At 44.4% G+C, this 23,223-nt stretch carries 20 protein-coding genes; 6 read left to right on the forward strand and 14 right to left on the reverse strand.

What is annotated here, in order from left to right; all coding sequences use genetic code 11:
* Positions 1-46 precede the first annotated feature (46 nt).
* The 4 genes from DB729_RS06670 (at position 47) to DB729_RS06685 (ending at position 3,764) form a co-directional block, all read left to right on the forward strand.
* Positions 47-1,006, forward strand: a complete 960-nt coding sequence (locus DB729_RS06670; RefSeq protein WP_109289851.1) for an ABC transporter permease — start codon at positions 47-49, stop codon at positions 1,004-1,006.
* Positions 996-1,952 carry an iron chelate uptake ABC transporter family permease subunit gene (locus DB729_RS06675; RefSeq protein WP_109289852.1) on the forward strand — a complete coding sequence of 319 codons (957 nt, stop codon included), beginning with the start codon at positions 996-998 and terminating at the stop codon, positions 1,950-1,952. Before DB729_RS06670 ends, DB729_RS06675 begins: the two co-directional genes overlap by 11 nt.
* Positions 1,949-2,701 carry an iron ABC transporter ATP-binding protein gene (locus DB729_RS06680; RefSeq protein WP_000764285.1) on the forward strand — a complete coding sequence of 251 codons (753 nt, stop codon included), beginning with the start codon at positions 1,949-1,951 and terminating at the stop codon, positions 2,699-2,701. The genes DB729_RS06675 and DB729_RS06680 overlap by 4 nt, the downstream gene beginning before the upstream one ends.
* A 97-nt stretch (positions 2,702-2,798) precedes the next feature.
* Positions 2,799-3,764 carry a siderophore ABC transporter substrate-binding protein gene (locus DB729_RS06685; RefSeq protein ID WP_109289853.1) on the forward strand — a complete coding sequence of 322 codons (966 nt, stop codon included), beginning with the start codon at positions 2,799-2,801 and terminating at the stop codon, positions 3,762-3,764.
* A 31-nt stretch (positions 3,765-3,795) separates the two neighbouring features.
* On the opposite strand, the gene yidD is transcribed toward DB729_RS06685, so the two are convergent.
* The 12 genes from yidD to treP form a co-directional block, all read right to left on the reverse strand.
* Positions 3,796-4,038: a membrane protein insertion efficiency factor YidD gene (gene yidD, locus DB729_RS06690; RefSeq protein ID WP_033606311.1), complete on the reverse strand. Its 243-nt coding sequence runs from the start codon at positions 4,036-4,038 to the stop codon at positions 3,796-3,798.
* A complete protein-coding gene (locus tag DB729_RS06695; RefSeq protein ID WP_007519228.1) occupies positions 4,038-4,760 on the reverse strand; it encodes a pseudouridine synthase in 723 nt (240 codons plus the stop codon). The genes yidD and DB729_RS06695 overlap by 1 nt, the downstream gene beginning before the upstream one ends.
* Positions 4,747-5,316 carry an SMC-Scp complex subunit ScpB gene (scpB, locus tag DB729_RS06700; RefSeq protein ID WP_033606312.1) on the reverse strand — a complete coding sequence of 190 codons (570 nt, stop codon included), beginning with the start codon at positions 5,314-5,316 and terminating at the stop codon, positions 4,747-4,749. The genes DB729_RS06695 and scpB overlap by 14 nt, the downstream gene beginning before the upstream one ends.
* Before the next feature lie 18 nt (positions 5,317-5,334).
* Positions 5,335-6,063 carry a segregation/condensation protein A gene (locus DB729_RS06705; RefSeq protein WP_084939596.1) on the reverse strand — a complete coding sequence of 243 codons (729 nt, stop codon included), beginning with the start codon at positions 6,061-6,063 and terminating at the stop codon, positions 5,335-5,337.
* Positions 6,063-6,797 carry a site-specific tyrosine recombinase XerD gene (gene xerD / locus DB729_RS06710; protein ID WP_277619895.1) on the reverse strand — a complete coding sequence of 245 codons (735 nt, stop codon included), beginning with the start codon at positions 6,795-6,797 and terminating at the stop codon, positions 6,063-6,065. Before xerD ends, DB729_RS06705 begins: the two co-directional genes overlap by 1 nt.
* Complete coding sequence (cbpB, locus tag DB729_RS06715; RefSeq protein ID WP_000560696.1) at positions 6,794-7,255, reverse strand: cyclic-di-AMP-binding protein CbpB; 462 nt, start codon at positions 7,253-7,255, stop codon at positions 6,794-6,796. The genes xerD and cbpB overlap by 4 nt, the downstream gene beginning before the upstream one ends.
* Positions 7,252-7,773 carry a metallophosphoesterase gene (locus DB729_RS06720; protein WP_109289854.1) on the reverse strand — a complete coding sequence of 174 codons (522 nt, stop codon included), beginning with the start codon at positions 7,771-7,773 and terminating at the stop codon, positions 7,252-7,254. Before DB729_RS06720 ends, cbpB begins: the two co-directional genes overlap by 4 nt.
* Positions 7,749-8,759 carry a nucleoside-triphosphate diphosphatase gene (locus DB729_RS06725; RefSeq protein ID WP_425275798.1) on the reverse strand — a complete coding sequence of 337 codons (1,011 nt, stop codon included), beginning with the start codon at positions 8,757-8,759 and terminating at the stop codon, positions 7,749-7,751. Before DB729_RS06725 ends, DB729_RS06720 begins: the two co-directional genes overlap by 25 nt.
* Complete coding sequence (gene racE, locus DB729_RS06730) at positions 8,717-9,511, reverse strand: glutamate racemase (RefSeq protein ID WP_000370380.1); 795 nt, start codon at positions 9,509-9,511, stop codon at positions 8,717-8,719. Before racE ends, DB729_RS06725 begins: the two co-directional genes overlap by 43 nt.
* 205 nt (positions 9,512-9,716) lie before the next feature.
* On the reverse strand, positions 9,717-9,962 hold the full coding sequence (locus tag DB729_RS06735) for a YneF family protein (RefSeq protein WP_000364980.1): 246 nt from the start codon (positions 9,960-9,962) through the stop codon (positions 9,717-9,719).
* A gap of 141 nt (positions 9,963-10,103) precedes the next feature.
* On the reverse strand, positions 10,104-11,729 hold the full coding sequence (gene treC / locus DB729_RS06740) for an alpha,alpha-phosphotrehalase (protein ID WP_109289856.1): 1,626 nt from the start codon (positions 11,727-11,729) through the stop codon (positions 10,104-10,106).
* A 63-nt stretch (positions 11,730-11,792) separates the two neighbouring features.
* Positions 11,793-13,760 (reverse strand): PTS system trehalose-specific EIIBC component, encoded by a 1,968-nt coding sequence (gene treP, locus DB729_RS06745; protein ID WP_165442243.1) that lies wholly within the window; start codon positions 13,758-13,760, stop codon positions 11,793-11,795.
* A gap of 184 nt (positions 13,761-13,944) precedes the next feature.
* On the opposite strand from treP, the gene treR reads away from it, so the two are divergent.
* Both treR and DB729_RS06755 read left to right on the forward strand, forming a co-directional pair.
* A complete protein-coding gene (gene treR / locus DB729_RS06750) occupies positions 13,945-14,658 on the forward strand; it encodes a trehalose operon repressor (RefSeq protein WP_061853126.1) in 714 nt (237 codons plus the stop codon).
* A gap of 253 nt (positions 14,659-14,911) precedes the next feature.
* Positions 14,912-19,915 (forward strand): SIALI-17 repeat-containing surface protein, encoded by a 5,004-nt coding sequence (locus DB729_RS06755; protein ID WP_109289858.1) that lies wholly within the window; start codon positions 14,912-14,914, stop codon positions 19,913-19,915.
* Between the two features lie 69 nt (positions 19,916-19,984).
* Here the strand turns inward: DB729_RS06755 and mraY are convergent, their stop codons facing one another.
* Both mraY and pbp2x read right to left on the reverse strand, forming a co-directional pair.
* The gene (gene mraY, locus DB729_RS06760; RefSeq protein WP_109289859.1) at positions 19,985-20,965 is read right to left on the reverse strand and encodes a phospho-N-acetylmuramoyl-pentapeptide-transferase; all 981 of its coding nucleotides are present in this window, start codon (positions 20,963-20,965) and stop codon (positions 19,985-19,987) included.
* Between the two features lies 1 nt (position 20,966).
* The gene (gene pbp2x / locus DB729_RS06765) at positions 20,967-23,222 is read right to left on the reverse strand and encodes a penicillin-binding protein PBP2X (RefSeq protein WP_109289860.1); all 2,256 of its coding nucleotides are present in this window, start codon (positions 23,220-23,222) and stop codon (positions 20,967-20,969) included.
* Between the last annotated feature and the right edge of the window lies 1 nt (position 23,223).

The following is a 23,223-nucleotide window of genomic DNA, read 5'->3' on the forward strand; positions in this document are numbered from 1 at the left end:
ATCTCCAAGGGTATTTTTATACCAAATCTACACGAAAGGACAGGGTATGAAACTCTCTCATATTTTAACAGGCTTACTTCTACTCCTGGTCTTTCTCTCCATTACCATTGGAACCAGTGATTTTTCTTGGGAAAAATTCTTTGCTTTTGACCAACAGACCTGGCTTCTCTTTCAAGAGTCGCGTCTTCCAAGAACCATCAGTATTCTCCTTGCAGCCTCTAGTATGAGCATGGCAGGACTCCTCATGCAGACCATTACCCAAAATCAGTTTGCTGCTCCGAGTACAGTCGGAACGACAGAAGCTGCCAAACTGGGAATGGTGTTAAGCCTCTTTGTCTTTCCGTCTGCGAGTCTGACCCAAAAGATGATCTTTGCTTTTGGCTCTTCCATCTTATTTACTCTCTTCTTCCTAGCCTTTATGACTATTTTTTCTGTAAAGGAAAGGTGGATGTTGCCCTTAATCGGGATCATCTATAGTGGGATTATCGGTTCTATCACAGAAGTTATCGCCTATCGTTTCAATCTGGTTCAGAGTATGACGGCCTGGTCCCAGGGTTCCTTCTCCATGATTCAGACCCATCAGTATGAGTGGCTCTTCTTAGGGCTCATCATCTTGATAGCCGTTTGGAAATTATCCCAAACCTTCACCATCATGAATCTGGGCAAGGAAACCAGTGAGAGTTTGGGGATTTCCTACTCCCTACTTGAAAAGCTGGCCCTCTTTCTAGTGGCGCTAACGACAAGTGTCACCATGATTACCGTGGGTGCCTTACCTTTTCTCGGGGTCATCGTTCCCAATCTTGTCCGCAAGCGCTATGGAGATAATTTGAGTCAAACCAAACTCATGGTCGCTCTGGTCGGTGCCAATCTGGTTCTGGCCTGCGACATCCTCTCTCGAGTCTTGATTCGACCCTATGAGCTGTCTGTCAGTCTCCTACTAGGAATCATCGGTAGCCTCGTCTTTATCCTACTTCTCTGGAGAGGAGGACGAAGAGATGCAGTCTAAAAGCAAACATACCAAGCTCTTTTGCCTTCTCATTATTCTGGCCATCGGAGCTTGTCTCCTCTACTTTTGGCCCATCACTAACCTGTCTGCCTTTGCCTGGAAGCTGCGTTCCCAAAAAATCATCGTTTATCTCTTGGTAGCCATCGCGACAGGGATTTCGACCATTAGTTTTCAAACCCTGACAGAAAATCGCTTCCTGACACCTAGTATTTTGGGAATCGAATCCTTCTATGTCTTGCTACAAACCCTGCTACTGGTTTTTGAAAGCAAATTTCTACAGCTTGAAAAGTCTCCTATCTTAGAATTTTTAATCTTACTTCTTGTCCAATCCCTCTTCTTTCTTGCCTTACAAGGCTACTTGAAGACACTGATGAAACAAGATCTGGTCTTCATTCTGCTAATCTGTCTAGCACTCGGAAGTCTCTTTCGAAATATCAGTACCTTCCTCCAAGTCCTGATGGATCCAAATGAATACGATAAACTGCAGAACAGTCTCTTTGCCTCCTTTCAGCATCTCAACACTTCCATCCTAGCCATCGGTTCTCTAATCATCCTCGCTTTGACAATCTTTTTCTTTCGAAAAGCAGTCATTCTGGATGTCTTACACCTGCAAAGAGAAACAGCTCAGATACTGGGACTCGATGTTGAAAAAGAACAGAGAGAACTCCTCTGGGGCATCGTACTTTTGACCTCAACGGCAACTGCCCTGGTAGGACCTATGGCTTTCTTCGGTTTTATGCTGGCCAACCTTACCTACCTGATCGTCAAAGACTATCGGCACAAGTTGCTCTTTATCGTGGCTATTCTGGTCGGATTTATCAGTTTGACCTTGGGGCAAGCCCTCATTGAACGAGTCTTTGCACTGGAAATTCGCATCAGCATGATTATCGAGAGTGTGGGTGGCTTCTTATTCTTTATCTTACTTTATAGGAGGGCACGTCGGTGAAACTGGAAAACATTGACAAATCCATTCAAAAACAGGATATTTTGCAAGACATTTCGCTTGAAGTCAGTCCTCAGAAACTGACAGCCTTTATTGGTCCAAATGGTGCTGGAAAATCAACTCTCCTCTCCATCATGAGCAGACTGACTAAGAAAGATCAGGGAATACTTAGTATCAAAGGGCGTGAAATTGAGAGTTGGAATTCGCAAGAACTGGCCAAAGAACTCACCATCCTAAAGCAGAAAATCAATTACCAAGCCAAATTGACTGTAGAAGAATTGGTCAGCTTTGGACGTTTTCCCTACAGCCGTGGTCGACTGAGGGCAGAAGACTGGGAAAAAATCCGAGAAACTCTGGACTATCTGGAACTGACAAACTTAAAAGACCGCTACATCGATAGTCTGTCTGGTGGACAGTTGCAACGTGTCTTTATCGCTATGGTACTGGCCCAAGATACAGACTTTATCTTGCTAGACGAACCGCTCAATAATCTCGATATCAAGCAAAGTGTCAGCATGATGCAGATCCTTCGGCGACTGGTGGAGGAACTAGGGAAGACCATTATCATAGTCCTCCACGATATCAACATGGCCAGCCAGTATGCGGATGAAATTGTTGCCTTCAAGGACGGTCAAGTCTTTTGCAAGGGAACGACTGCTCAAATCATGCAGGCTGACCTGCTCAGTCAACTCTATGAGATTCCCATCACGCTGGCTGATATCAATGGCAAAAAGATCTGTATCTATAGCTAGCTATTCTGAACTCATGTTAGAGAACACTCTGTCTCTTAGCTAACAAACCTATCTAAGAGACCCCTACATCGTTATCATATTTTAAAAAGGAGAAATCATGAAAACATCCCTTAAACTTTATCTCACCGCCCTAGTGGCTAGCTTCTTGCTCTTACTTGGTGCATGTAGTACAACTAAAACTACGAAGCAAACAGAGACAAGTAGTTCTGCTCAAACAGAAGTAACCATTAAAAGTTCACTAGATGAGGTCAAACTTTCAAAGGTTCCTGAAAAGATTGTGACCTTTGACCTCGGTGCTGCCGATACTATTCGCGCTTTAGGTTTTGAAAAGAATATCGTCGGAATGCCTACAAAAACTGTTCCGACTTACCTAAAAGATCTTGCGGGAAATGTCAACAATGTGGGTTCCATGGTTGAGCCAGACCTAGAAGCCATTGCTGCTCTTGAACCAGATTTGATTATCGCTTCTCCACGTACCCAAAAATTCGTAGACAAGTTCAAAGAGATTGCTCCAACTGTTCTCTTCCAACCAAGTAAGGACGACTACTGGACTTCTACCAAGACCAACATCGAATCTCTAGCAAGTGCCTTCGGTGAAACTGGTACACAGAAAGCCAAAGAAGAATTGGCCAACCTAGACAAGAACATCCAAGAAGTCGCTACTAAAAACGAAAGTTCTGACAAAAAAGCCCTTGCCATCCTCCTCAACGAAGGAAAAATGGCCGCCTTTGGTGCCCAATCTCGTTTCTCTTTCTTGTACCAAACCTTGAAATTCAAACCAACTGATACCAAATTTGAAGACTCTCGCCACGGACAAGAAGTCAGCTTTGAAAGTGTCAAAGAAATCAATCCTGACATCCTCTTTGTCATCAACCGTACCCTTGCCATCGGTGGTGACAACTCAAGCAACGATGGCGTCCTAGAAAATGCCCTCATCGCTGAGACTCCTGCCGCTAAAAACGGTAAAATCATCCAACTAACACCAGACCTCTGGTATCTAAGCGGAGGCGGTCTTGAATCAACCAAACTCATGATTGAAGACGCTCAAAAAGCTTTAAAATAAGCAAGAAAACCCAACATCACCTGATGTTGGGTTATTTTTTTTCTTGATTACGTTTGAGGGAAAAGTGGTCTGGGACAGGATCTTTTCCTATTGGCGACCAGGGGTGGCAACGTAAAATCCGAGCCAAGCCCATCAGAACACCCTTGAAGCCATGTTTTTCAATAGCCTGAATCATGTAGTTGGAACAAGTCGGCTCAAAGCGACAAGAAGGTGGAAAAGCTGGGGAGATAAAACGTTGGTAAAAGCGTACTGGCGCTATTAAGATTCGTTTCATTATTTCTTGGTTACAGCCATAGTGTGTAGTTGGCTGATTTCTTTTTTATTAAGGCGACGGGCTTCTCCTGGACGAAGACCTGTCAAGTCTAAGTGTCCAAAACGTGTCCGAGACAACTTATCCACTTGAAGACCGACGGCTTCAAACATCTTTTTAACCTGATGATTACGCCCTTCGTGGATGGTCAACTGTACCACAGAGCGATTTTTGACTGGATCCACTTTGAGAATTTCGTAAACAGCTGGCTTGGTTTTCTTGCCATCAATCTCAAGACCACGAGTCAAGGGGCGGAGATTATCCTTATTAGCCACACCTTTAACACGCGCGACATAGACCTTGTCAATCTCATTACGTGGGTGAATCATTTCATCCGTAAAGTCCCCATCATTGGTCAAAATCAAGACACCTGATGTATCCCAGTCCAAACGTCCAACTGGGTAAATGCGTTCTTTGACATTAGGCAAGAGATCCACAACAGTCTTGCGGCCCTTGTCATCTGTCACACTGGAAATCACTCCACGTGGTTTGTTAAGCAGATAGTAAACCTTTTCTTCGTTGTAGATGGGCTGACCTTCCACTTCGACCTTATCTCCAGACTTGATGGTCGTTGCGAGTTCACGCACCACTTGGCCGTTAACCGTCACCAAGCCTTGCTTGATTAGTTCTTCTGCTTTTCTCCTACTGGCCACACCTGCGTGGGCAATATACTTATTGATTCTCATCTTCTTCTATCCTTTCACCAAATAATTGGCTTTCTTGGGCTTGAATCTCAAGCTCATCAATCACTGGCAGTTCTTCCAAATGGTTAATTCCCATGTAATCTAGGAAATAATCCGTAGTTACATAGAGGTTGGGACGGCCCAACACTTCTTTTTTCCCATCTTCTTTAATCAAGTCAAAGGCCTGCAACTTTGCCAAGGCCCCACTCGAGTTAACCCCACGAATAGCATCAATCTCTATCCGCGTGATAGGCTGCTTGTAGGCAATGATGGACAAGGTCTCAAGAGCAGCCCGAGACAAGCTCTGGTTGATGGGTGCCTTGGAGTATTCCTTCAAAATCGCAGCAAATTGAGGCTTAGTGACCAATCTGTATGCACCACCTGTCTCGATCAGGGACAAGCTCGAATCTTGGTCTTTTTCATACTTCTGGGCTAATTTTTCTAAACTCTGTTGGATGCCTGTCGGGGGAAGTGAGAGGAGTTCAGCCAACTGGCGGACTCGAATCCCATCTTCACCTGCTACAAACAAGAGCGCTTCTATTTCTGCTAAAGTACTCATCTTTCCTCTCTATCAAGTCTAGCTTTGTGCCTCTTGATTTTCTTCCTTCTTTTCCATGAGATAGATATCTCCGAAACTCTCCTCTTGCACGAGGGTCAATTCCTGAGTTTTGATTAACTCTAAGGTCGCCAAAAAGAGGGTAATGACCTCTTGGACATTCTGGGCTTCCTTGAACAAATCCTGTAAGCGCAACTGGTCTCGTCCAGTCAAGGACTCTTTTACGATGACCATCATGTCCTCAATCTTATACTCATCCCGCAAGATGGTCGTGTGATTCTGTGCGAACTCCTCTTTTTTCTTGGCTAGGATATTTGAAAAAGCCAAAAAGAGGTCAATGGTCGTCTTGTCATGTACAAGTTCCGCATCTTCGTAAATCAACTCTGTCGGAGCTTTGGAATAGTACTGGGCCCGATCTTGGTGCTTGGCTTCCAAGTGCTCACCCAAGAGCTTGAACTTGCGGTATTCTTCGATTTGGGAGAGAAGGTCCTGCTCCAGATCATCCTCTAAGTCTGTCACTTCTGCTACCTTTGGCAAGAGCTTGCGGCTCTTGATCAGCATCAGCTGACTGGCCATAACCATATACTCGCCCGTTACTTCCAGACGCATGGCCTGCAGAGTTGAGACATAGGCTAGATACTGTTCGATAACTTCCGTAATGGGCACATCGTAGATATCCATCTGGTACTTAGAAACCAAGTGCAAGAGCAGGTCCAGGGGCCCTTCAAAATCTTTTAATTTAATATCCATTATCTATATTTTTCTAAGGTCAGGACTGTTTTTAATCCTAATTTTTTTGCAATTTCGTACAAATCGACCTTGTTTTCTATTTGTCTTAGAATGAACTGTTCCCGCAAGGCTTGGGCTGATAAGGTTGGGAAACCTTTCTCCTTGACAAAAGACTCCAGCTGACGAAAGGCCCACTGACGAGAATAGGCTTTCCCTGCCCTTTCAAAGAGATAGGTCTGCCCCATCAAGGGTTCTAGCTCTGGAGTCAAGGTCGTGGGTATGGTGACAATCCTCTGTTGGGAAGCCTTGTTAATTCGCAACACCTGAAAATCCAGATTGATATCTGCAACCTTAAGGGCTAAAATCTCACTTGGTAAGAGCCCTATTTCCAAGATAAGAAGCGCCAGCAAGCGTCCTTCTGGATAATTACTTTCCTGCCAAAAAGAGTCTAGGTCTAGAATCTCTGGTTTTTCAGTCTTCTTTTCAGCTTGCTTGACTAATTCCAGACGGTAAAAGCTGTCCACTTCTCCGTTTCGATAGAGAAAGTAGAGAAATTGGTTACAGGCCGAAAGTTTTCGCTTCTGGGCGCTGATTTTTAGATTGGCTAGCTGGGCTTGGTAAATCTTGAGACTGGTCTCAGAGATCCGCTCACCCACAATGTCTAAAAATTGCTCTAGATCATACTTATAAGACTGCTTGGAATTGGCAGACAAACCCTTCTTTCCCTCTAAAAAGGCTGAAATCCTATCTCTCATTTGCATCGAATCTCATATTCCTTACTAAAGTCATGCAAGAGGGCATTGACGGCCTTGAGGATAGATTTGCGCGTGATGATTCCTTGAAAAATCCCTTCATCATCTACCACTGGCAAGAAGGGTTCATCCACCAGTTTATGGAGGACCTCTGTAATGTTATAGTCTGGAGCGACAACTGCCACATCCGTCTTGGTCATATTGACGATGTCTGTCGTTGCCATCTGCTCATCCGTCAAACCTTGCTCCATTTGATAAGCCAAAATGTCTCTCAGACCAATGGTTCCAACGAAGCGTTTGTCAAAGGTCACAACAGGGATACGGGTATAGGTGATTTGGCTCAACACTAAAATCGCATGATCAGCGTTATGGGTATCAATCAAGGCTGCTAGATTCTCAGCAGGGGTAAGAAAAGTCTCTTCCTGCTCCAGTAAAAATGCTTCAAATTCTTTGGCAATCATCGAGCAAACTCCCTGGACAAGCCTGGGTAAACCTCATGATTACGTGTCAAAAAGTCTACTTTGAAATAGCTGTCATCAATCTCTACACGGGCATAGAGGCATTCTCTGATGGTTCCTCTTGGTTGGCTGATGGAGCCTGGATTTAAAAAGAGTGTTTTGCCTTCCATCCAAGCATTTGGCACATGCAAGTGACCATAGAGACAGATATCGGCATCTTCTTCCTGAGCCCAGTAGTCCAACTTTTGAAAGTTGAAATTGATGTCAAACAAGTGTCCATGGGTCTGGATGATCTTGGTTGGACCAAGTTGAGTCACCAAACGTTCTGGGTAGCCGGCATAAAAGTCCATATTCCCTTTGACGACATGGATGCCCTCCCAAAGCGGAGAGTCTGGACGGAGTTCTGAGTCACCATCGTGAAAAATGGCATCGACTTTCCCCAGGTAGCGATTACGAATTTCTTCCACAATCAAGCTATCGCCATGAGAGTCACTCATTACAATGATGGTTTGCTTTGCCATGATGGAAATACCTCCAAAAGTTTCTTAACGGCTAAGGCACGGTGAGATTGGCTATTTTTTTCTTCAAGGGTTAATTCAGCTGCTGACTTGCCTGTCTCTCCCACAAGGAAGAGAGGATCGTAGCCAAAGCCATTTTCACCCTTAGGTTCAAAGTTAATGTAACCTGGCCAGTCAGCTTCGACGACCAAACTTTCCTTGTTTGGACTAGCTACAACCAGGGTTGTGTGGAATTGTGCCGAACGGTCCTTGAGTTTAAAGACCATGGCCAATTCGTGCAAGAGTTTGGCATTGTTTTCTCGGTCTGTCGCTCCCACTCCTGCAAAACGGGCTGACCAAACACCTGGCAAACCGCCGAGGACATCGACTTTGAGACCTGAGTCATCTGCTAGCACCATCTTGCCTGTTAATTGGGAAATCGTTTCTGCTTTAAGTCGAGCATTTTCTTCAAAAGTCATGCCTGTTTCAGCTACTTCAGGTAGATCTGGATAGTCATTGAGATTTTCCACGTCGTAACCTAACTTGTCAAAGATAGCTCGGAATTCCTTGGTCTTGCCTTCGTTACGAGTCGCAATGAGCAGAGTTTCTCTGACCTTGCTAGTATCAAAGAAGGCTTCTACATCGACTCCTTCTTTAGGCAATTCAACATGCAAAAGCTTTCCATTTTCAACCAAGAGCAGAGCTCCCTGACGTTGGATGACTTCTAGATTGCGACCTGCTTCGGCATTTAAAATCTCAACGATAAAGGAGAGCAGACGGAAGTTAGAAGACCAGCGCATCACCGTGATCGTAATCGGAAAGCCATTTTCCTCGTCACGAAAAATCCGCGCTAAATCCATAAAATCAAGCTCGAGAGGATCTTTGATAAGGCTATAGATGCCTCCATAGACATCCCAGACACCGACATACCAGTCCTGGTTATCCTTGTATTCGTAAATTTTGTTTGTCATAAAGTTACATGCTCCACATGAATCTCTTTTTCCAGCCATTCTTCCCCAATTTGGGCAAAACTTTGGCTATTGGCGGTTGTATAAAAACGATGTTGAAGAGGTCCCGCATCTCGACTACGATTGATTTCAAAATAGTTCAGCAAAACCGAGATATCCCGTACACACTCTGCCCCACTATCGATGAGCTGAACCTTTGGTCCCATGACATTTTGGATGATGGGGCGAAGGAGTGGGTAATGGGTACAACCCAAAATCAGGCTATCCACCTTTCCAACCAAGGGGCGCAGGGTTTCATAGACCACTTTCTTGGTTACACTGGTTGACAGGGCACCAGACTCCACCAAGGGAGCAAACTTGGGACAGGCCAAACTCTCCACCTGTAAATCCGGATCCAGATCATGGATTTTTTGACGGTAGATGTCTGATTGGACCGTCATGGGGGTTCCAATGACCCCGATTTTCCCACCTTGACTGGACTTGATGGCTGCCGAAGCTCCTGGCAAAATCACGCCTAGGACAGGAATGTCTAGTTGGGCCTTGATTTCTTCCCAGACGACCGCAGTCGCAGTATTACAAGCAATGACAATCATTTTGACATCCTTGGTCAAAAGAAAGTTGACCAACTGCCAAGTATATTCACGGATTTGCTCAGCAGGACGGGGACCATAGGGCGCCCGCGCCGAATCTCCAATATAGACGATTTCTTCATGGGGAAGCTGGCGCATGAGCTCACGAACAACGGTTAAGCCCCCGACACCCGAATCCAAAAAACCAATTGGTCGATTATCCATATAGTCTTCTTTCTAGTCTTTTTTCTGATTGATAGTTCATCATGATTACTCGTCCTAAATGAACGGATAGACAGCTTGATAGAATAGGAACTGCCTCTCTCTTAATCATAATCAAATATCAATAGAATGCAAGGAAAAAGTCTTATCCTTGAGAACTATTGAACATAGTGAGAAGTCTGGAACTTTCATCCCAGACTTTTCCTATTTATTTCTTTTTATTGTTAGCAAGAGCTGCTTTTTGTTGGCGGATGATTTGGTGGTAAACTTGTTGTACCTTGGCTTCGCTTGGCTTTTGACCATTTGCGCTCAAGAGAGCACGAACTGCCTCAGCGTTCAAACGTGGGTTGTCCGCAAATTCTTTTTCGATTTGCTTACGAACCAAGTACATCCCTCCAAGAGCTCCTCCTAGAAAAGCTAGCACAATCAAGATAATTGCTAAAAGTAAGTCCATTCTTTTTCTCCTGTTTCTTTTTGAGTCTTCTATATTATACCATAAAGTGACTTTCCTGACTAGTTTGTTTTACGCTTTCAGGGATGGGATAGACAGTAAAAAGAACCCTGCTTTTCTGAGAAAGAGAGCTCCTTGCTGTGTTTAATGTACATAGATAGCCAGTGTTTGATACGGTTTGAGCAGAATTTTTTCTGATACTTCTACATCTTCATAGTTTGAAATCAGAATCTGTCCATTTTGATAAGGTGCTGGTAGCTCAATTTCCACTTCTGTAGCATAAAAGTTATTGAGGACCAGTAACTTTTCATCCTCATACTGACGTTCAAAAGCGTAGACTTGCTGACTGTCTTCAAAAGCTGGTTTGTAGCTTCCTTCTGAAATGATCAGCATTTCCTTACGAAGGCGAATCAAGTTTTGGTAGAAGGCGAAAATTGGGCCTTTGATTTCATTTTCTACGTTGATGTGAGGGTAGGATTTTCCTGCTTTCAGCCATGGAGTCCCTTTTGAGAAACCAGCATTTTCCGAAGCATCCCACTGCATGGGAATGCGTGAATTATCTCGTGACTTGGCCTGAATAATCTGGAAGGCTTCTTGCTCACTTTTCCCTTCTTTTAAGAGCATCTGATAAGCATTGATGGACTCGACATCCACATAATCAGCCATGGAATCATAGTTTGGGTCAACCATTCCAATTTCCTCGCCCATGTAGATATAAGGTGTCCCACGTGACAGGTGAATGCTGGCAGCCAGCATAGTCGCCCCTTCATTGCGGAAATGTTGAATATCGACAAAACGATTCAATGCCCGTGGTTGGTCGTGATTGTTCCAAAAGAGGGCGCTCCAGCCGTTTTTGTCACTCATTTCCTTGCCCCAGCTATGATAAAGACTTTTCAACTCTTCAAAGTCAAAGGGCGCCAAGGTCCACTTCTGCCCATCCTTGTAGTCCACCTTGAGATGATGGAAATTAAAGGTCATGGATAATTCCTGACGTTCAGGTGACGAATAGAGGACACAGTTTTCCATGGTGGTCGAGGACATTTCCCCAACTGTCATAAAACCGTCGTCAGAACCAAAGGTCGCTTCATTCATCATGCGAAGATAGTCATGGACAATTGGTTTATCCGTGTAAGCTGGCTTTCCTTCATTTTCTGGACAATCCACTAAGACCTCATCCTTACCAATCAAATTAATCACATCAAATCGGAAACCTTTGACCCCCTTGTCACGCCAGAAATTAACGACCTTGAAAAGCTCTTTGCGGACATTGGGATTGCGCCAATTAAGGTCAGTCTGGGTTTCATCAAAAAGGTGGAGATAGTATTTCCCCGTATCCCCGAAAGGCGCCCAGGCAGAACCACCAAACTTAGACAGCCAGTCGGTCGGTTGATCTTGGATGAAGAAAAAGTCTTGGTAGTACTGGTCGCCAGATAAGGCTTTCTGAAACCATTCATGCTCTGTCGAACAATGATTGAGCACCATATCCAGCATAAAGTCAATCTTGTGCTCCTTACCGACACGCACCATCTCCTCAAAATCAGCCATATCACCAAAAAGAGGATCCACTGCCATATAATCTGAAATATCGTAACCATTATCCCGTTGGGGGCTTGGATAAAATGGATTGAGCCAGACCATATCTACACCCAGTTTAGCTAGATAGGGGATTTTTTCGATAATTCCACGGAAATCCCCAATACCATTTCCAGTGGTGTCTTTGTATGATTTTGGATAGATTTGATAGACTACTTTTCCTTTATCAAGTGCCATCTGTTTCTCCTTTTCTGATAAAAGGGAGGAACTGATGTTCCTTCCCTGTTTGTACTATTTCGATTAGATTCGTGTAGCGACCATGAGAGCTTCCCCAGCTTGGATCGTTGTCGGATAAGTTCCAGTGATAGTCGCTGTATAAGCATCTTGGTTAGTGATGATAACTGGAGTTTCTGTCACGAGACCTGCAGCCTTAATGACATCCATATCAAAACGAATCAATTTCTGACCTATTGTGACATGGTCTCCTTGGGCTACAAGACTTTCAAAACCTTTGCCATCAAGACCTACTGTATCCATACCGATGTGAATGAGCAATTCCACCCCCTCATCAGAGACAATACCAATGGCATGCTTGGTAGGGAAAAGAACCGTCACTGTCCCATTGACTGGAGAAGTCAACTCACCTTGGCTTGGTTCAATGACTAGACCTTGTCCCATGACACCTGATGCAAAAACAGGATCTGTTGCTTGACTCAATTCTTTCACTTGACCAGTAAGTGGGCTGACAATTTCTACTGGAGCAAGGGTTACTGGTTCATGACTGACAAATTCTGCCTCTTCTTGGGCAGCAAATTCTGCCTGTAAGGTTGCATCATCCTCTGTCTTTGTAAAGAGACCGACCTTGCGGAAGAAGAAAGTCAAGAGCATTGGAACAACAACGGCGACTAGCATGGTTCCTGCAAATGGTAGCATGTATTGAGGTTGAATAGAGAGGATACCTGGCAAACCTCCGATACCAATAGAAGCCGCAGTTACATTGAAAGTAACGGATAACATCCCTGCAAGGGCTGAACCAATCATCCCAGCTACAAATGGATAGATGTATTTGACATTGACCCCAAAGAGGGCTGGTTCTGTAACACCGAGATAGGCTGAAATGGTTGCAGGAAGTGAAATCTGAGCCTCACGCTCATCATGACGGTGCATGAAATAATAGGCAAATACGGCAGAACCTTGGGCAATATTTGAAAGAGCAATCATTGGCCAGAGGGCAGTTCCACCAGCATCTGCAATTAATTGTGTATCGATGGCATTGGTCATATGGTGAAGACCTGTGATGACAAATGGAGCGTAGAGGGCACCAAAAATCGCACCGAAGAGCCATTTAACAGGACCCGTCAAACCTGCCAAGACAACTGATGAGAGTCCTTGCCCGATTGTCCAACCGATTGGTCCCAAGACAGTGTGAGCCAAAATCAAAGCTGGAATCAATGACAAGAAAGGTACAAAAATCATGGAAATGACTTCCGGAATATGCTTGCGCCAGAAAATTTCAAGATAAGACAGACTCAAACCTGCCAGTAATGCTGGGATAACTTGGGCTTGATAACCGATACGATTAACAGTAAAGTAACCAAAATTCCAAACCCAGTTTGCTGCAATTTCTGATGCAGGTGTTGAGGCAACTGAATAGGCATTGAGCAACTGAGGTGAAACCAAACAGATCCCGAGTACAATTCCCAAGATTTGGCTGGTTCCCATCTTACGAGAGACAGACCAGGTAATCCCTACTGGTAAGAACTGGAAGATTGCTTCACCAGGCAGCCAGAGGAAGTGATTGACTCCTGACCAAAACTGAGAGGATTCCGTGATAGTCTTGCCATCCAACATTGACCAATGCACGCCTTCCAAGACATTACGGAAACCGAGGATTAGTCCTCCGACAATCAAGGCTGGAATAATCGGCGTAAAGATTTCTGCTAGAGTGGTCATGACACGTTGGACCAGGTTTTGATTGCTCTTAGCTGCGGACTTGGCTGCTTCTTTGGAGACACCCTCAATACCTGAAACAGATGTAAAATCATTATAAAAAATCGGCACGTCATTCCCAATAATCACCTGAAATTGCCCCGCATTTGTAAAGGTCCCTTTGACGGCTGGAATCGACTCGATAGCCTTAACATTGGCCTTCTTTTCGTCTCCGAGAACAAAGCGCATCCGTGTCGCACAGTGGGTGACAGCAGTGACATTCTCCTTGCCTCCGATCGCTTGAAGCAGATCTTTGGCTTCTTGTTCAAATTTTCCCATTTGATTCTCCTTATACTTGTCAAAGCAAGTTTTATTTGATAAGACTATTGTAAACGATACCAAACCTGTAGGCAACTTGTTTGTGATAAAAAGAGGATATTTTTGGATATTTTCTAGCACTTGTATGGTAAAATAGATACAGGTGTCCATTGAACTAGACTAAAAACCCATTTAAGGAAGCAATATGAAGAAATACCAACAACTATTTAAGCAAATCCAAAAAACCATTCAAAACGAGACTTACGCTGTCGGAGATTTCCTCCCTAGCGAGCACGAACTCATGAATCAGTATCAGGTGAGCCGTGACACCGTCCGAAAAGCTCTGTCCCTCCTCCAAGAGGAAGGATTAATCAAAAAGATAAGGGGGCAAGGTTCTCAAGTCGTCAAAGAAGAAACGGTCAATTTTCCTGTCTCTAACCTAACCAGCTACCAAGAACTGGTCCAGGAACTGGGGCTGAGCTCTAAAACCAATGTGGTCAGTCTGGATAAGATCATTATCGATAAAAAATCCTCACTAATAACCGGCTTTCCAGAGTTTCGGATGGTGTGGAAGGTGGTCCGCCAGCGTGTAGTGGATGACCTGGTATCGGTTCTGGATACGGACTATCTAGATATGGAACTGATCCCAAATCTCACTCGCCAAATCGCTGAGCAGTCTATCTACTCGTATATAGAGGACGACCTCAAACTTAACATCGATTATGCTCAGAAAGAAATCACCATTGACCACACCAGTGACCGAGACAAGATTCTCATGGATATTGGCAAAGACCCTTATGTCGTTTCGATCAAGTCAAAAGTCTATCTCCAAGACGGGCGCCAGTTTCAATTCACCGAAAGTCGCCATAAATTAGAAAAATTTCACTTTGTTGACTTTGCCAAAAGACATCCGAAATAAACACTTACAGTTGGGAATACTCTCAACTGTTTTTTAGTAGTAAATAAAGGAGTTGAGAGTTGGAAAAGAGGATCTTCTTCCTTAAGTTTCTACTTTTTTTAGAAAAAACAGCAGCAAATATGTATCTTGCTAAAAAGCTCTTGACAAATGCTAAACGACCATTAGAATGGGAGGTGAGGAGATAAATAGAAACAAAATAAACGAAACTGCTTCATAAAATGTAAGCGGTTTCTAATGCGCAAAGGAGAGTTTTATGAAAAAACACTTTTGGGAGAAATCCTGTCGCTATAGCATCCGCAAACTAACGGTTGGGACTGCTTCTGTTTTGCTGGGGGCTATTTTTCTAGTCAACCACACTGTATCCGCAGACAGTGTTGAGGTCAAGCAAACTGAACCAACCTCTGTCGAAGCTATCACTAAGCCTGATAGCGAAACCAAAGCAGTTGAAGCTACTGAAACTACAAATCCGTCTCTAGCAGAGAGTCCAGTAGTTACCGAAAGCAAGCCAGCTGAGGAGACTCAGAAGACAAATAGTCAAGCTAGTGAAGAAGCCATTGTAGAAGCTAAAGAAAATAAGGAACCTGAAAAAGCAGATCAGCCGGTGACAAAGCAAGAAAACTATCAACTCAACTACGATCAACCAACAGCTCCTTCCTATGATGGATGGGAAAAACAAGCTCTCCCAGTCGGAAACGGAGAGATGGGAGCCAAGGTCTTTGGTCTGATTGGTGAAGAAAGAATCCAGTATAACGAAAAGACTCTCTGGTCTGGAGGTCCCCAACCCGATAGCACCGACTATAACGGAGGAAACTACAAGGATCGCTACAAGGTCTTGGCGGAGATTCGTAAAGCTCTCGAAGATGGAGATCGCCAAAAAGCCAAACAACTGGCTGAACAAAATCTAGTCGGACCAAACAACGCCCAGTATGGTCGCTACCTAGCCTTTGGTGATATTTTCATGGTCTTCAATAACCAGAAAAAGGGTCTGGATACTGTAACAGATTATCACCGTGATTTGGATATCACTGAAGCCACTACGACCACTTCTTACACCCAAGATGGGACGACCTTCAAACGCGAAACCTTCTCCAGCTATCCTGATGATGTCACCGTGACCCACTTGACCAAAAAAGGAAACAAGACGCTTGACTTTACCCTTTGGAACAGCTTGACAGAAGACTTGCTTGCTAATGGCAACTACTCTTGGGAATATTCCAACTATAAGAATGGTCATGTCACTACAGATGCAAACGGAATCCTTCTAAAGGGAACTGTCAAAGATAACGGCCTCAAATTTGCATCCTATCTAGGAATTAAAACGGACGGAAAGGTGACTGTTCAGGATGAAACTCTGACCGTTACAGGCGCAAGTTATGCAACTCTCTATCTCAGTGCCAAGACTAACTTTGCTCAGAACCCAAAAACCAACTATCGAAAAGACATTGACCTCGAAAAAACAGTTAAAGGGATTGTAGAAGCTGCTAAGGCCAAAGACTACGAGACACTTAAAAAGGCCCATATCAAGGACTATCAAAGTCTCTTTAACCGCGTTAAACTAAACCTAGGCGGAAACAAGACTGCTCAAACGACAAAAGAGGCCCTTCAAGGCTATAACCCAGAAAAAGGGCAAAAATTGGAAGAACTCTTTTTCCAATACGGACGTTATTTACTCATCAGTTCGTCTCGTGATCGGACAGATGCCCTTCCTGCAAACCTACAAGGAGTCTGGAATGCTGTAGATAATCCACCTTGGAACGCTGACTACCACCTCAATGTCAATTTGCAAATGAACTATTGGCCAGCCTACATGAGCAACCTTGCTGAAACAGCCAAGCCAATGATCAATTACATTGATGACATGCGCTACTATGGTCGTATCGCTGCTAAGGAATACGCAGGTATCGAATCCAAAGACGGACAAGAAAATGGTTGGCTGGTCCACACCCAAGCAACACCATTTGGCTGGACTACTCCAGGCTGGAATTACTATTGGGGTTGGTCTCCAGCTGCCAACGCTTGGATGATGCAAAACGTCTATGATTACTACAAATTCACCAAGGATGAGACTTATCTCAAAGAAAAGATTTACCCAATGCTCAAGGAGACCGCCAAGTTCTGGAACTCCTTCTTGCACTATGACAAAGAAAGCGACCGTTGGGTGTCTTCTCCATCCTACTCACCAGAACACGGGACCATTACCATCGGAAATACCTTTGACCAATCGCTAGTCTGGCAGTTATTCCACGACTACATGGAAGTTGCCAACCATCTGAATGTCGACCAAGACTTAGTCACAGAGGTTAAGGCTAAATTTGACAAACTAAAACCCCTTCACATCAACAATGAAGGCCGCATCAAGGAATGGTACGAAGAGGACAGTCCCCAATTCACCAATGAAGGGATTGAAAATCACCACCGCCACGTTTCCCATCTAGTTGGTCTCTTCCCAGGTACGCTCTTTAGCAAGGACCAAGCTGAATACCTAGAGGCTGCGCGTGCTACCTTGAACCACCGTGGAGATGGTGGTACAGGTTGGTCTAAGGCCAATAAAATCAATCTCTGGGCTCGTTTGCTGGACGGTAACCGCGCCCATCGCTTACTCGCTGAACAACTCAAATACTCAACCCTAGAAAACCTTTGGGATACCCACGCGCCTTTCCAAATCGATGGCAACTTCGGAGCAACCAGTGGGATGGCAGAAATGCTCCTTCAATCACACACTGGCTATATTGCACCATTGCCAGCCCTTCCTGATGCTTGGAAAGACGGTCAGGTTTCTGGCTTGGTTGCTCGAGGAAACTTTGAAGTCAGCATGAAGTGGAAAGATAAGAACTTGCAAAGCTTGTCCTTCCTTTCAAATGTCGGTGGAGACCTGGTTGTAGATTATCCAAATATTGAAGCTAGCCAAATCAAGGTCAATGGCAAAGCAGTCAAGGCAACTGTCCTAAAAGATGGCCGCATCCAACTGGCAACACAAAAAGGTGATGTCATTACCTTTGAACATTTCCCTGGTCGCATAACCAGTCTGACAGCAGTTCGACAAAATGGAGTCACTGCCGAACTCACCTTCAACCAAGTAGAAGGCGCTACCCACTATGTCATCCAAAGACAAGTGAAAGACGCATCTGGCCAAACTTCTGCGACCAGAGAATTTGTAACCAATCAACCCCACTTTATCGACCGATCACTCAATCCTCAACATGCCTACACCTATACTGTCAAGGCTATGCTGGGCGAACTTGCCACACAAGTTTCTGAACAGGCCACTGTTGAAACCTATAGCGAGTTGATGGACGACCGAGATAGCCGCATCCAGTACGGAGCTGCCTTTGGAAACTGGGCAGACTCAGAATTATTTGGAGGAACAGAGAAATTTGCTGACCTTTCAAAAGGAGACTACACAGACGAAGACATCACTGCTACCATTCCTTTCACTGGTGTTGGTATCGAAATCTATGGACTGAAATCGTCTGAACTAGGTCTTGCCACTGCTAAAATTGACGGCAAAGAAGTCGGCGAGCTTGACTTCCATACTGCTGGAGCAACTGAAAAAGGCAGTCTCATTGGTCGCTTCTCAGGATTATCTGACGGACCTCACACATTGACTCTTCGTGTTAAACGTGAGCACAAAGGACGTGGTAGTGAGCGCTCGAAAATTTCATTAGACTACTTCAAGATTCTAGCAGGAACAGGCAATACGATTGAAAAAATGGATGATCGTGATTCGCGCATCCAATATGGTTCCCAGTTTAAGGACTGGTCTGACCCTGAACTCTACGGTGGTACGGAAAAATACGCTAACATCAACAACAGCGACTCTAGTGCAGCTTCAGAAGCTCAGGCAACTATTTTCTTTACAGGGACAGGTATTCGTATCTATGGTTTGAAGAGCCTTGCCCTTGGACGAGCACGTGTTACACTAGATGGCAAAGAAATGCCAAGTCTAGACTTCTACACTTCAGGTGCAACTGAAAAGAGAGCTTTTATTGGTGAATTTACAAACCTTACTGACGGTCCGCACACCCTGACATTACAAGTTGACCCAGATTCGCCAGAAGGTCGCAAGAAAATCTCTCTAGACTCCTTTGATATCATCAAAGCCCCAGCTGTTGGTTTAGATAGCCCTAGCATCGCGCCTCTTAAGGAAAATGACAAAACCATTTCCTTAAGCCTACCAGCTGGAGATTGGGAAGCCATCGCAGTGACCTTCCCAGGTGTCAAAGATCCTCTAGTTTTGCGTAAGGTGGATGAAACGCATCTGGTTACAAGTGGGGATCAGACTATCCTATCAATCCAAGACAATCAAGTTCAAATCCCAATCCCTGACGAAACCAATCGCAAAGCTGGAAATGCCATTGAAGCTTATACCATTCAAGGAAATACCACAAGCAGCCCTATCGTAGCCGTCTTTACTAAAAAGGATGAGAAAAAGGTTGACGAGAGTCAGCCAACTACAAGCAAGGGGGACGAACCAGCTCCTACTGTTGAAATTCCGGAATACACTGATCCTATCGGAACAGCAGGTCAAGAGAAGCCACCTACTCTTGAAATTCCGGAATACACCAAACCTATCGGAACAGCAGGTCAAGAGGAAGCACCTACTGTTGAAAAACCTGAATACACCAAGCCTTTCGGAACTCCGGGAGATCAGGCCGCTCCAAGCCTTAGCCTTCCTGACTATCCAGTTCAAGTCTTGAAAGATAAGGAGACTGGAGTAGAAATCATCGGTGGAGCCAGCGACTTAGAAGGAATTTCTCACGTTTCTAGCCGACGTGTCCTAGCTCAAGAACTCTTTGGCAAGACCTATGATGCTTACGATCTACAGCTTAAAAATCCAACCAATAATAGCTTGCAGCCAAAAGGCTCTGTCTTAGTTCGCTTGCCTATTTCAGCTAACGTAGAAAATATCTACTACATCACTCCGACCAAGGAGTTGCAAGCCCTTGATTTCACCGTTCGAGACGGAAAGGTAGAATTCATCACTAATCATTTCAGTACCTATGCTGTCGTCTATCAAGCAACTGGAACAACCTCTAACACAGAGGAAAAACCAAGTACTTCAGATACAGAAACCTTGGCACACGAGGCTGAACAACTTTCAGCTAGTCCGAGCCTTGCGAAAACTGGAAATCATTCTTCTAAAGAAGAGCTTCCAGCGACAGGAGAAGCGTCCAACCCACTCCTCTTCTTAGCAGGACTCAGCCTAGCCCTTACAGCCACTTTTATGTTAAAAGGGAGAAAGGATGACTCCAACTAACCTTTAAACAAACAAAAACAGGATGAAGATCACCTTCATCCTGTTTTATTTTGTCATCAAAAGTTAGATTTACAGTAGGTATAAAAAGGCTAAGGTCAAGAGACTTGCTAGAAGCCCAACTCCCCAAAAGAAGAAGTCAACCTTCCACTCACTCCAAGGATTGCCCTTGCCTGAGAAGCCTCCAAGCTCAAAATGATGATGCACAGGTGTCATACGGAAAATACGCTTTCCACCACTAAGTTTGAAGTAGGTAACCTGCATCATAACAGAGCTTGTCTCAAAGACATAGATAATCCCAATCAGTAAAAGCGTCCATTCTTGGTGAAGGGCCATAGAGATTGCTGCCAACATCCCACCTAGAGCCAAACTTCCAACGTCTCCCATGAAGACCTTGGCAGGCTTGTGATTAAAGACGAAGAAGCCTAGCAAACCACCAATCATGGCAAGAATCACAAGAAGGATATCCAGTTGATTTTGCATATAAGCAACCACACCGTAGGCCGATAAGCTAATCACCACTAAAATACTTGCTAAGCCGTCAATCCCGTCCGTCAGATTCACCGCATTTGAAAAGCCAACTAGCCAGAAAAGGGCAAAGAAAATATAGAAAATGCCCAGATGTACTTGGTAGCCAAAGACTGAAAGCATGTCGCCACCACGCTCATAAAAGAGGTAGAAAATCACTCCTCCAAGTAGCTGGAGAGCAAGCTTTTGTTTAGGATTCAATCCTTCGTTGATCTTACGGAAAATTTTGAGGAAATCATCCAAAAAACCTACTAAACCATACAAAACCAAGATAAACAAAATCATGCCTACATTGTTGGTCAATTGTTGGGTAAAGAGAGCGACAAGGAAGCTCACAACAACTGCAACGATCAGGAAGACAAGACCTCCCATGGTTGGAGTCCCAGCTTTAGCTTGGTGTTGCTTGACATCCTCGTGCATCTGCTGTCCTGTAATCTGTGCTTTTCGATAAAATCGGATAAAGGCTGGAATACCTATCAAGGTCAATAGAAAGGCTATAACTCCAGCACTAATGGAACTAATCATCTTAATCTCCTAAAGTTATTTTCATTTTTTTAACGTCTTTGAGGGCTGTATTGGCACGGACACTTTGTTTCTTGACCGTTTTGCCACTACCTTCCCACTCGACTTCTATATTTAGCCATTTGGCAAATGTTTGCACATTTTCATCTGTCCAGCCATACATATCAGGCATTTCCTCGACCTTATCAGACAGGATCAAGATTTGCTGATTGGCTTCCAAATTATCTCCTTCAGAAACCGAGAGCTCCTTGATCTTGGTTCCTGTTCCGATAACGATTGGTTGGACAAGGTTACGACGCAATTCCTCTGCTAGGTCACCCGGAGTAAAGTCCTTGGTAGCTGGCATGGCATAACTTGTCGTCTTGCTGACCTGATCCAAGCTCTTGGCAGTTGACTGAAGATTGAGGGATTCTTTCGTGGCAGAAGCTCGCTCAAGGATTGGGTTGGCAAACTCCCCAAGCTGAACACCCGAATAATGCTCTGGCTGTTGCACCGTTACATAGAGGATAAAGTCAGGATTTTCTGCAGGATGCATCGACACAACTGAGAAGATATAGTTGGTTTCACCTGTCAGATAGCCCCCATTCTTCTCATCGGCAATCTGAGCAGTCCCTGATTTCAGAGCGACATTCTGTCCCGGAACATTGACATTTGGTTTTCCTGTACTGTGGTTGTACATGGTACCGTAGACAGGATCTGTTCCGACCATGACCATGTGCTCCCGAGTAGAGGATGCTGCTGCTTTTGACACAGGATTTCCGACAATTTCCTTTTGAGACTTACGGACAGACTGGTCATTTGGATCATAGAGGGCACTGATAAATTTCGGCTCCAACATAACCCCATCGTTGGCAATAGCTGTAAAGGCACGAAGCATCTGGGTCTGGGTAACAGAAATCCCTTGTCCAAATGCACTCATGGCAATATTGACAATGTTATCCGCAGGTAATTGACCTGTGTACTCATCTGTCAGACCAAAACGAGTTGGCACCCCAAACTTAAAGCGGTTAAGGTAATCAAGCCAGGTTGCATCTCCCATCTTTTGCTCAAGTAAGGTCATTCCGATATTACTTGAGTGGGCAAATCCTTGAGAGAAGGTCATAGTGCCACCACTAGTCAATCCTTCATTGACGTCCCAGTCTCGAATGGTCGCATCTGCTATTTTCAATTCACTGCTGTTAAAGTATTCGCCACCAGGGAAGGTATTGTTATCAATGGCTGAGGCCAACATCATCACCTTCATGGTCGATCCTGGCTCGTAGTTACTTTGATAGAGGATATCACGCCAGACAAAGTCTTTTGTGATGCCATCCTTGGTATCTGCGTTAAAGGTTGGCCGTTGGGTCGTAGCCAGGATTTCCCCTGTCTTAGCGCTAACCAAGGTAGCCGTCATATACTTGCCTTTTACCTTTTCCTGAAAGGCATCCATCTGTGTTTCCATAAAGGATTGTAAGGGACTAGAAAGGGTTGTGTACACATCCTTTCCATCTACCGTTTGTTGAGAAGCTTGATCTGTACCCGGAACAATATTTCCCAGGCGATCCTTCTCATAGGTGATAATCCCATCTGTACCCGCCAGAATGCTATTTAAAGAACTCTCCAAACCAGATGTTCCAATCAAGCTCTTGGTACCATCCTCATTTTCATGAAGTTGCGCTAAACCGATAAAGGAAGAAGCAAACTGTCCATTGGGATAACTACGGTTAGGGCTTGTTGTAAAGTCAACCCCCTCGACACCAGCAGTTTTGAGGTCATTTTTAATAGCCATCATATTGGCATAGGTGATCCCATTTCCCTTGGTACCAAAAGATACCTGTTTCAGATCTGGCTGAGAAAGCTGTTCTTTGACATAGGACTCCTCCATATCCAGATACTTATGGAAAATTTCAGCTACCTTATTAAATTGAGAATCCTCTACATAGAGAATCTTGCCTGTTGCTGACTTGTAGGTCTTGTCAATAACGGCATAGATATTATACGAAGTTGCATCCTCAGCAATAGGTGTTCCATTACGATCGTAGATGGTCCCCCGTTTTGCAGGAATCGTCTTGGTTGTTTGATGGACCTTGTTTGCTTCTTGAACCAAGTCCTTACCAAATTTTTTACCTGTTCCGATAATGACCGCAAAGTTGACCAAAAAGACAGCGAAGAGTATGACAGCCAATAAACTCAGGCTTTTCCCTACTCTTCGGCGGTTTTCTTCTGGAGATTTACGGTTACGAACGGCATAACGGATGATTTTTTCTTTCCACTGTTTCATT

Source organism: Streptococcus halitosis (genome assembly GCF_003143695.2).
GTDB lineage: Bacteria > Bacillota > Bacilli > Lactobacillales > Streptococcaceae > Streptococcus > Streptococcus halitosis.

Bases quoted from the DNA above. Each gene is read 5' to 3' on its own strand.
- DB729_RS06735 (WP_000364980.1), bottom strand. From the start codon at position 9,962: ATGGACTTACTTTTAGCAATTATCTTGATTGTGCTAGCTTTTCTAGGA.
- racE (WP_000370380.1), bottom strand. From the start codon at position 9,511: ATGGATAATCGACCAATTGGTTTTTTGGATTCGGGTGTCGGGGGCTTA.
- xerD (WP_277619895.1), bottom strand. From the start codon at position 6,797: ATGAGAGATAGGATTTCAGCCTTTTTAGAGGGAAAGAAGGGTTTGTCT.
- scpB (WP_033606312.1), bottom strand. From the start codon at position 5,316: ATGAGTACTTTAGCAGAAATAGAAGCGCTCTTGTTTGTAGCAGGTGAA.
- DB729_RS06755 (WP_109289858.1), top strand. From the start codon at position 14,912: ATGAAAAAACACTTTTGGGAGAAATCCTGTCGCTATAGCATCCGCAAA.
- treR (WP_061853126.1), top strand. From the start codon at position 13,945: ATGAAGAAATACCAACAACTATTTAAGCAAATCCAAAAAACCATTCAA.
- treC (WP_109289856.1), bottom strand. From the start codon at position 11,729: ATGGCACTTGATAAAGGAAAAGTAGTCTATCAAATCTATCCAAAATCA.
- mraY (WP_109289859.1), bottom strand. From the start codon at position 20,965: ATGATTAGTTCCATTAGTGCTGGAGTTATAGCCTTTCTATTGACCTTG.
- DB729_RS06675 (WP_109289852.1), top strand. From the start codon at position 996: ATGCAGTCTAAAAGCAAACATACCAAGCTCTTTTGCCTTCTCATTATT.
- pbp2x (WP_109289860.1), bottom strand. From the start codon at position 23,222: ATGAAACAGTGGAAAGAAAAAATCATCCGTTATGCCGTTCGTAACCGT.
- DB729_RS06705 (WP_084939596.1), bottom strand. From the start codon at position 6,063: ATGGATATTAAATTAAAAGATTTTGAAGGGCCCCTGGACCTGCTCTTG.
- treP (WP_165442243.1), bottom strand. From the start codon at position 13,760: ATGGGAAAATTTGAACAAGAAGCCAAAGATCTGCTTCAAGCGATCGGA.
- DB729_RS06695 (WP_007519228.1), bottom strand. From the start codon at position 4,760: ATGAGAATCAATAAGTATATTGCCCACGCAGGTGTGGCCAGTAGGAGA.
- DB729_RS06720 (WP_109289854.1), bottom strand. From the start codon at position 7,773: ATGGCAAAGCAAACCATCATTGTAATGAGTGACTCTCATGGCGATAGC.
- DB729_RS06685 (WP_109289853.1), top strand. From the start codon at position 2,799: ATGAAAACATCCCTTAAACTTTATCTCACCGCCCTAGTGGCTAGCTTC.
- yidD (WP_033606311.1), bottom strand. From the start codon at position 4,038: ATGAAACGAATCTTAATAGCGCCAGTACGCTTTTACCAACGTTTTATC.
- DB729_RS06725 (WP_425275798.1), bottom strand. From the start codon at position 8,759: ATGGCTGGAAAAAGAGATTCATGTGGAGCATGTAACTTTATGACAAAC.
- DB729_RS06670 (WP_109289851.1), top strand. From the start codon at position 47: ATGAAACTCTCTCATATTTTAACAGGCTTACTTCTACTCCTGGTCTTT.
- cbpB (WP_000560696.1), bottom strand. From the start codon at position 7,255: ATGATTGCCAAAGAATTTGAAGCATTTTTACTGGAGCAGGAAGAGACT.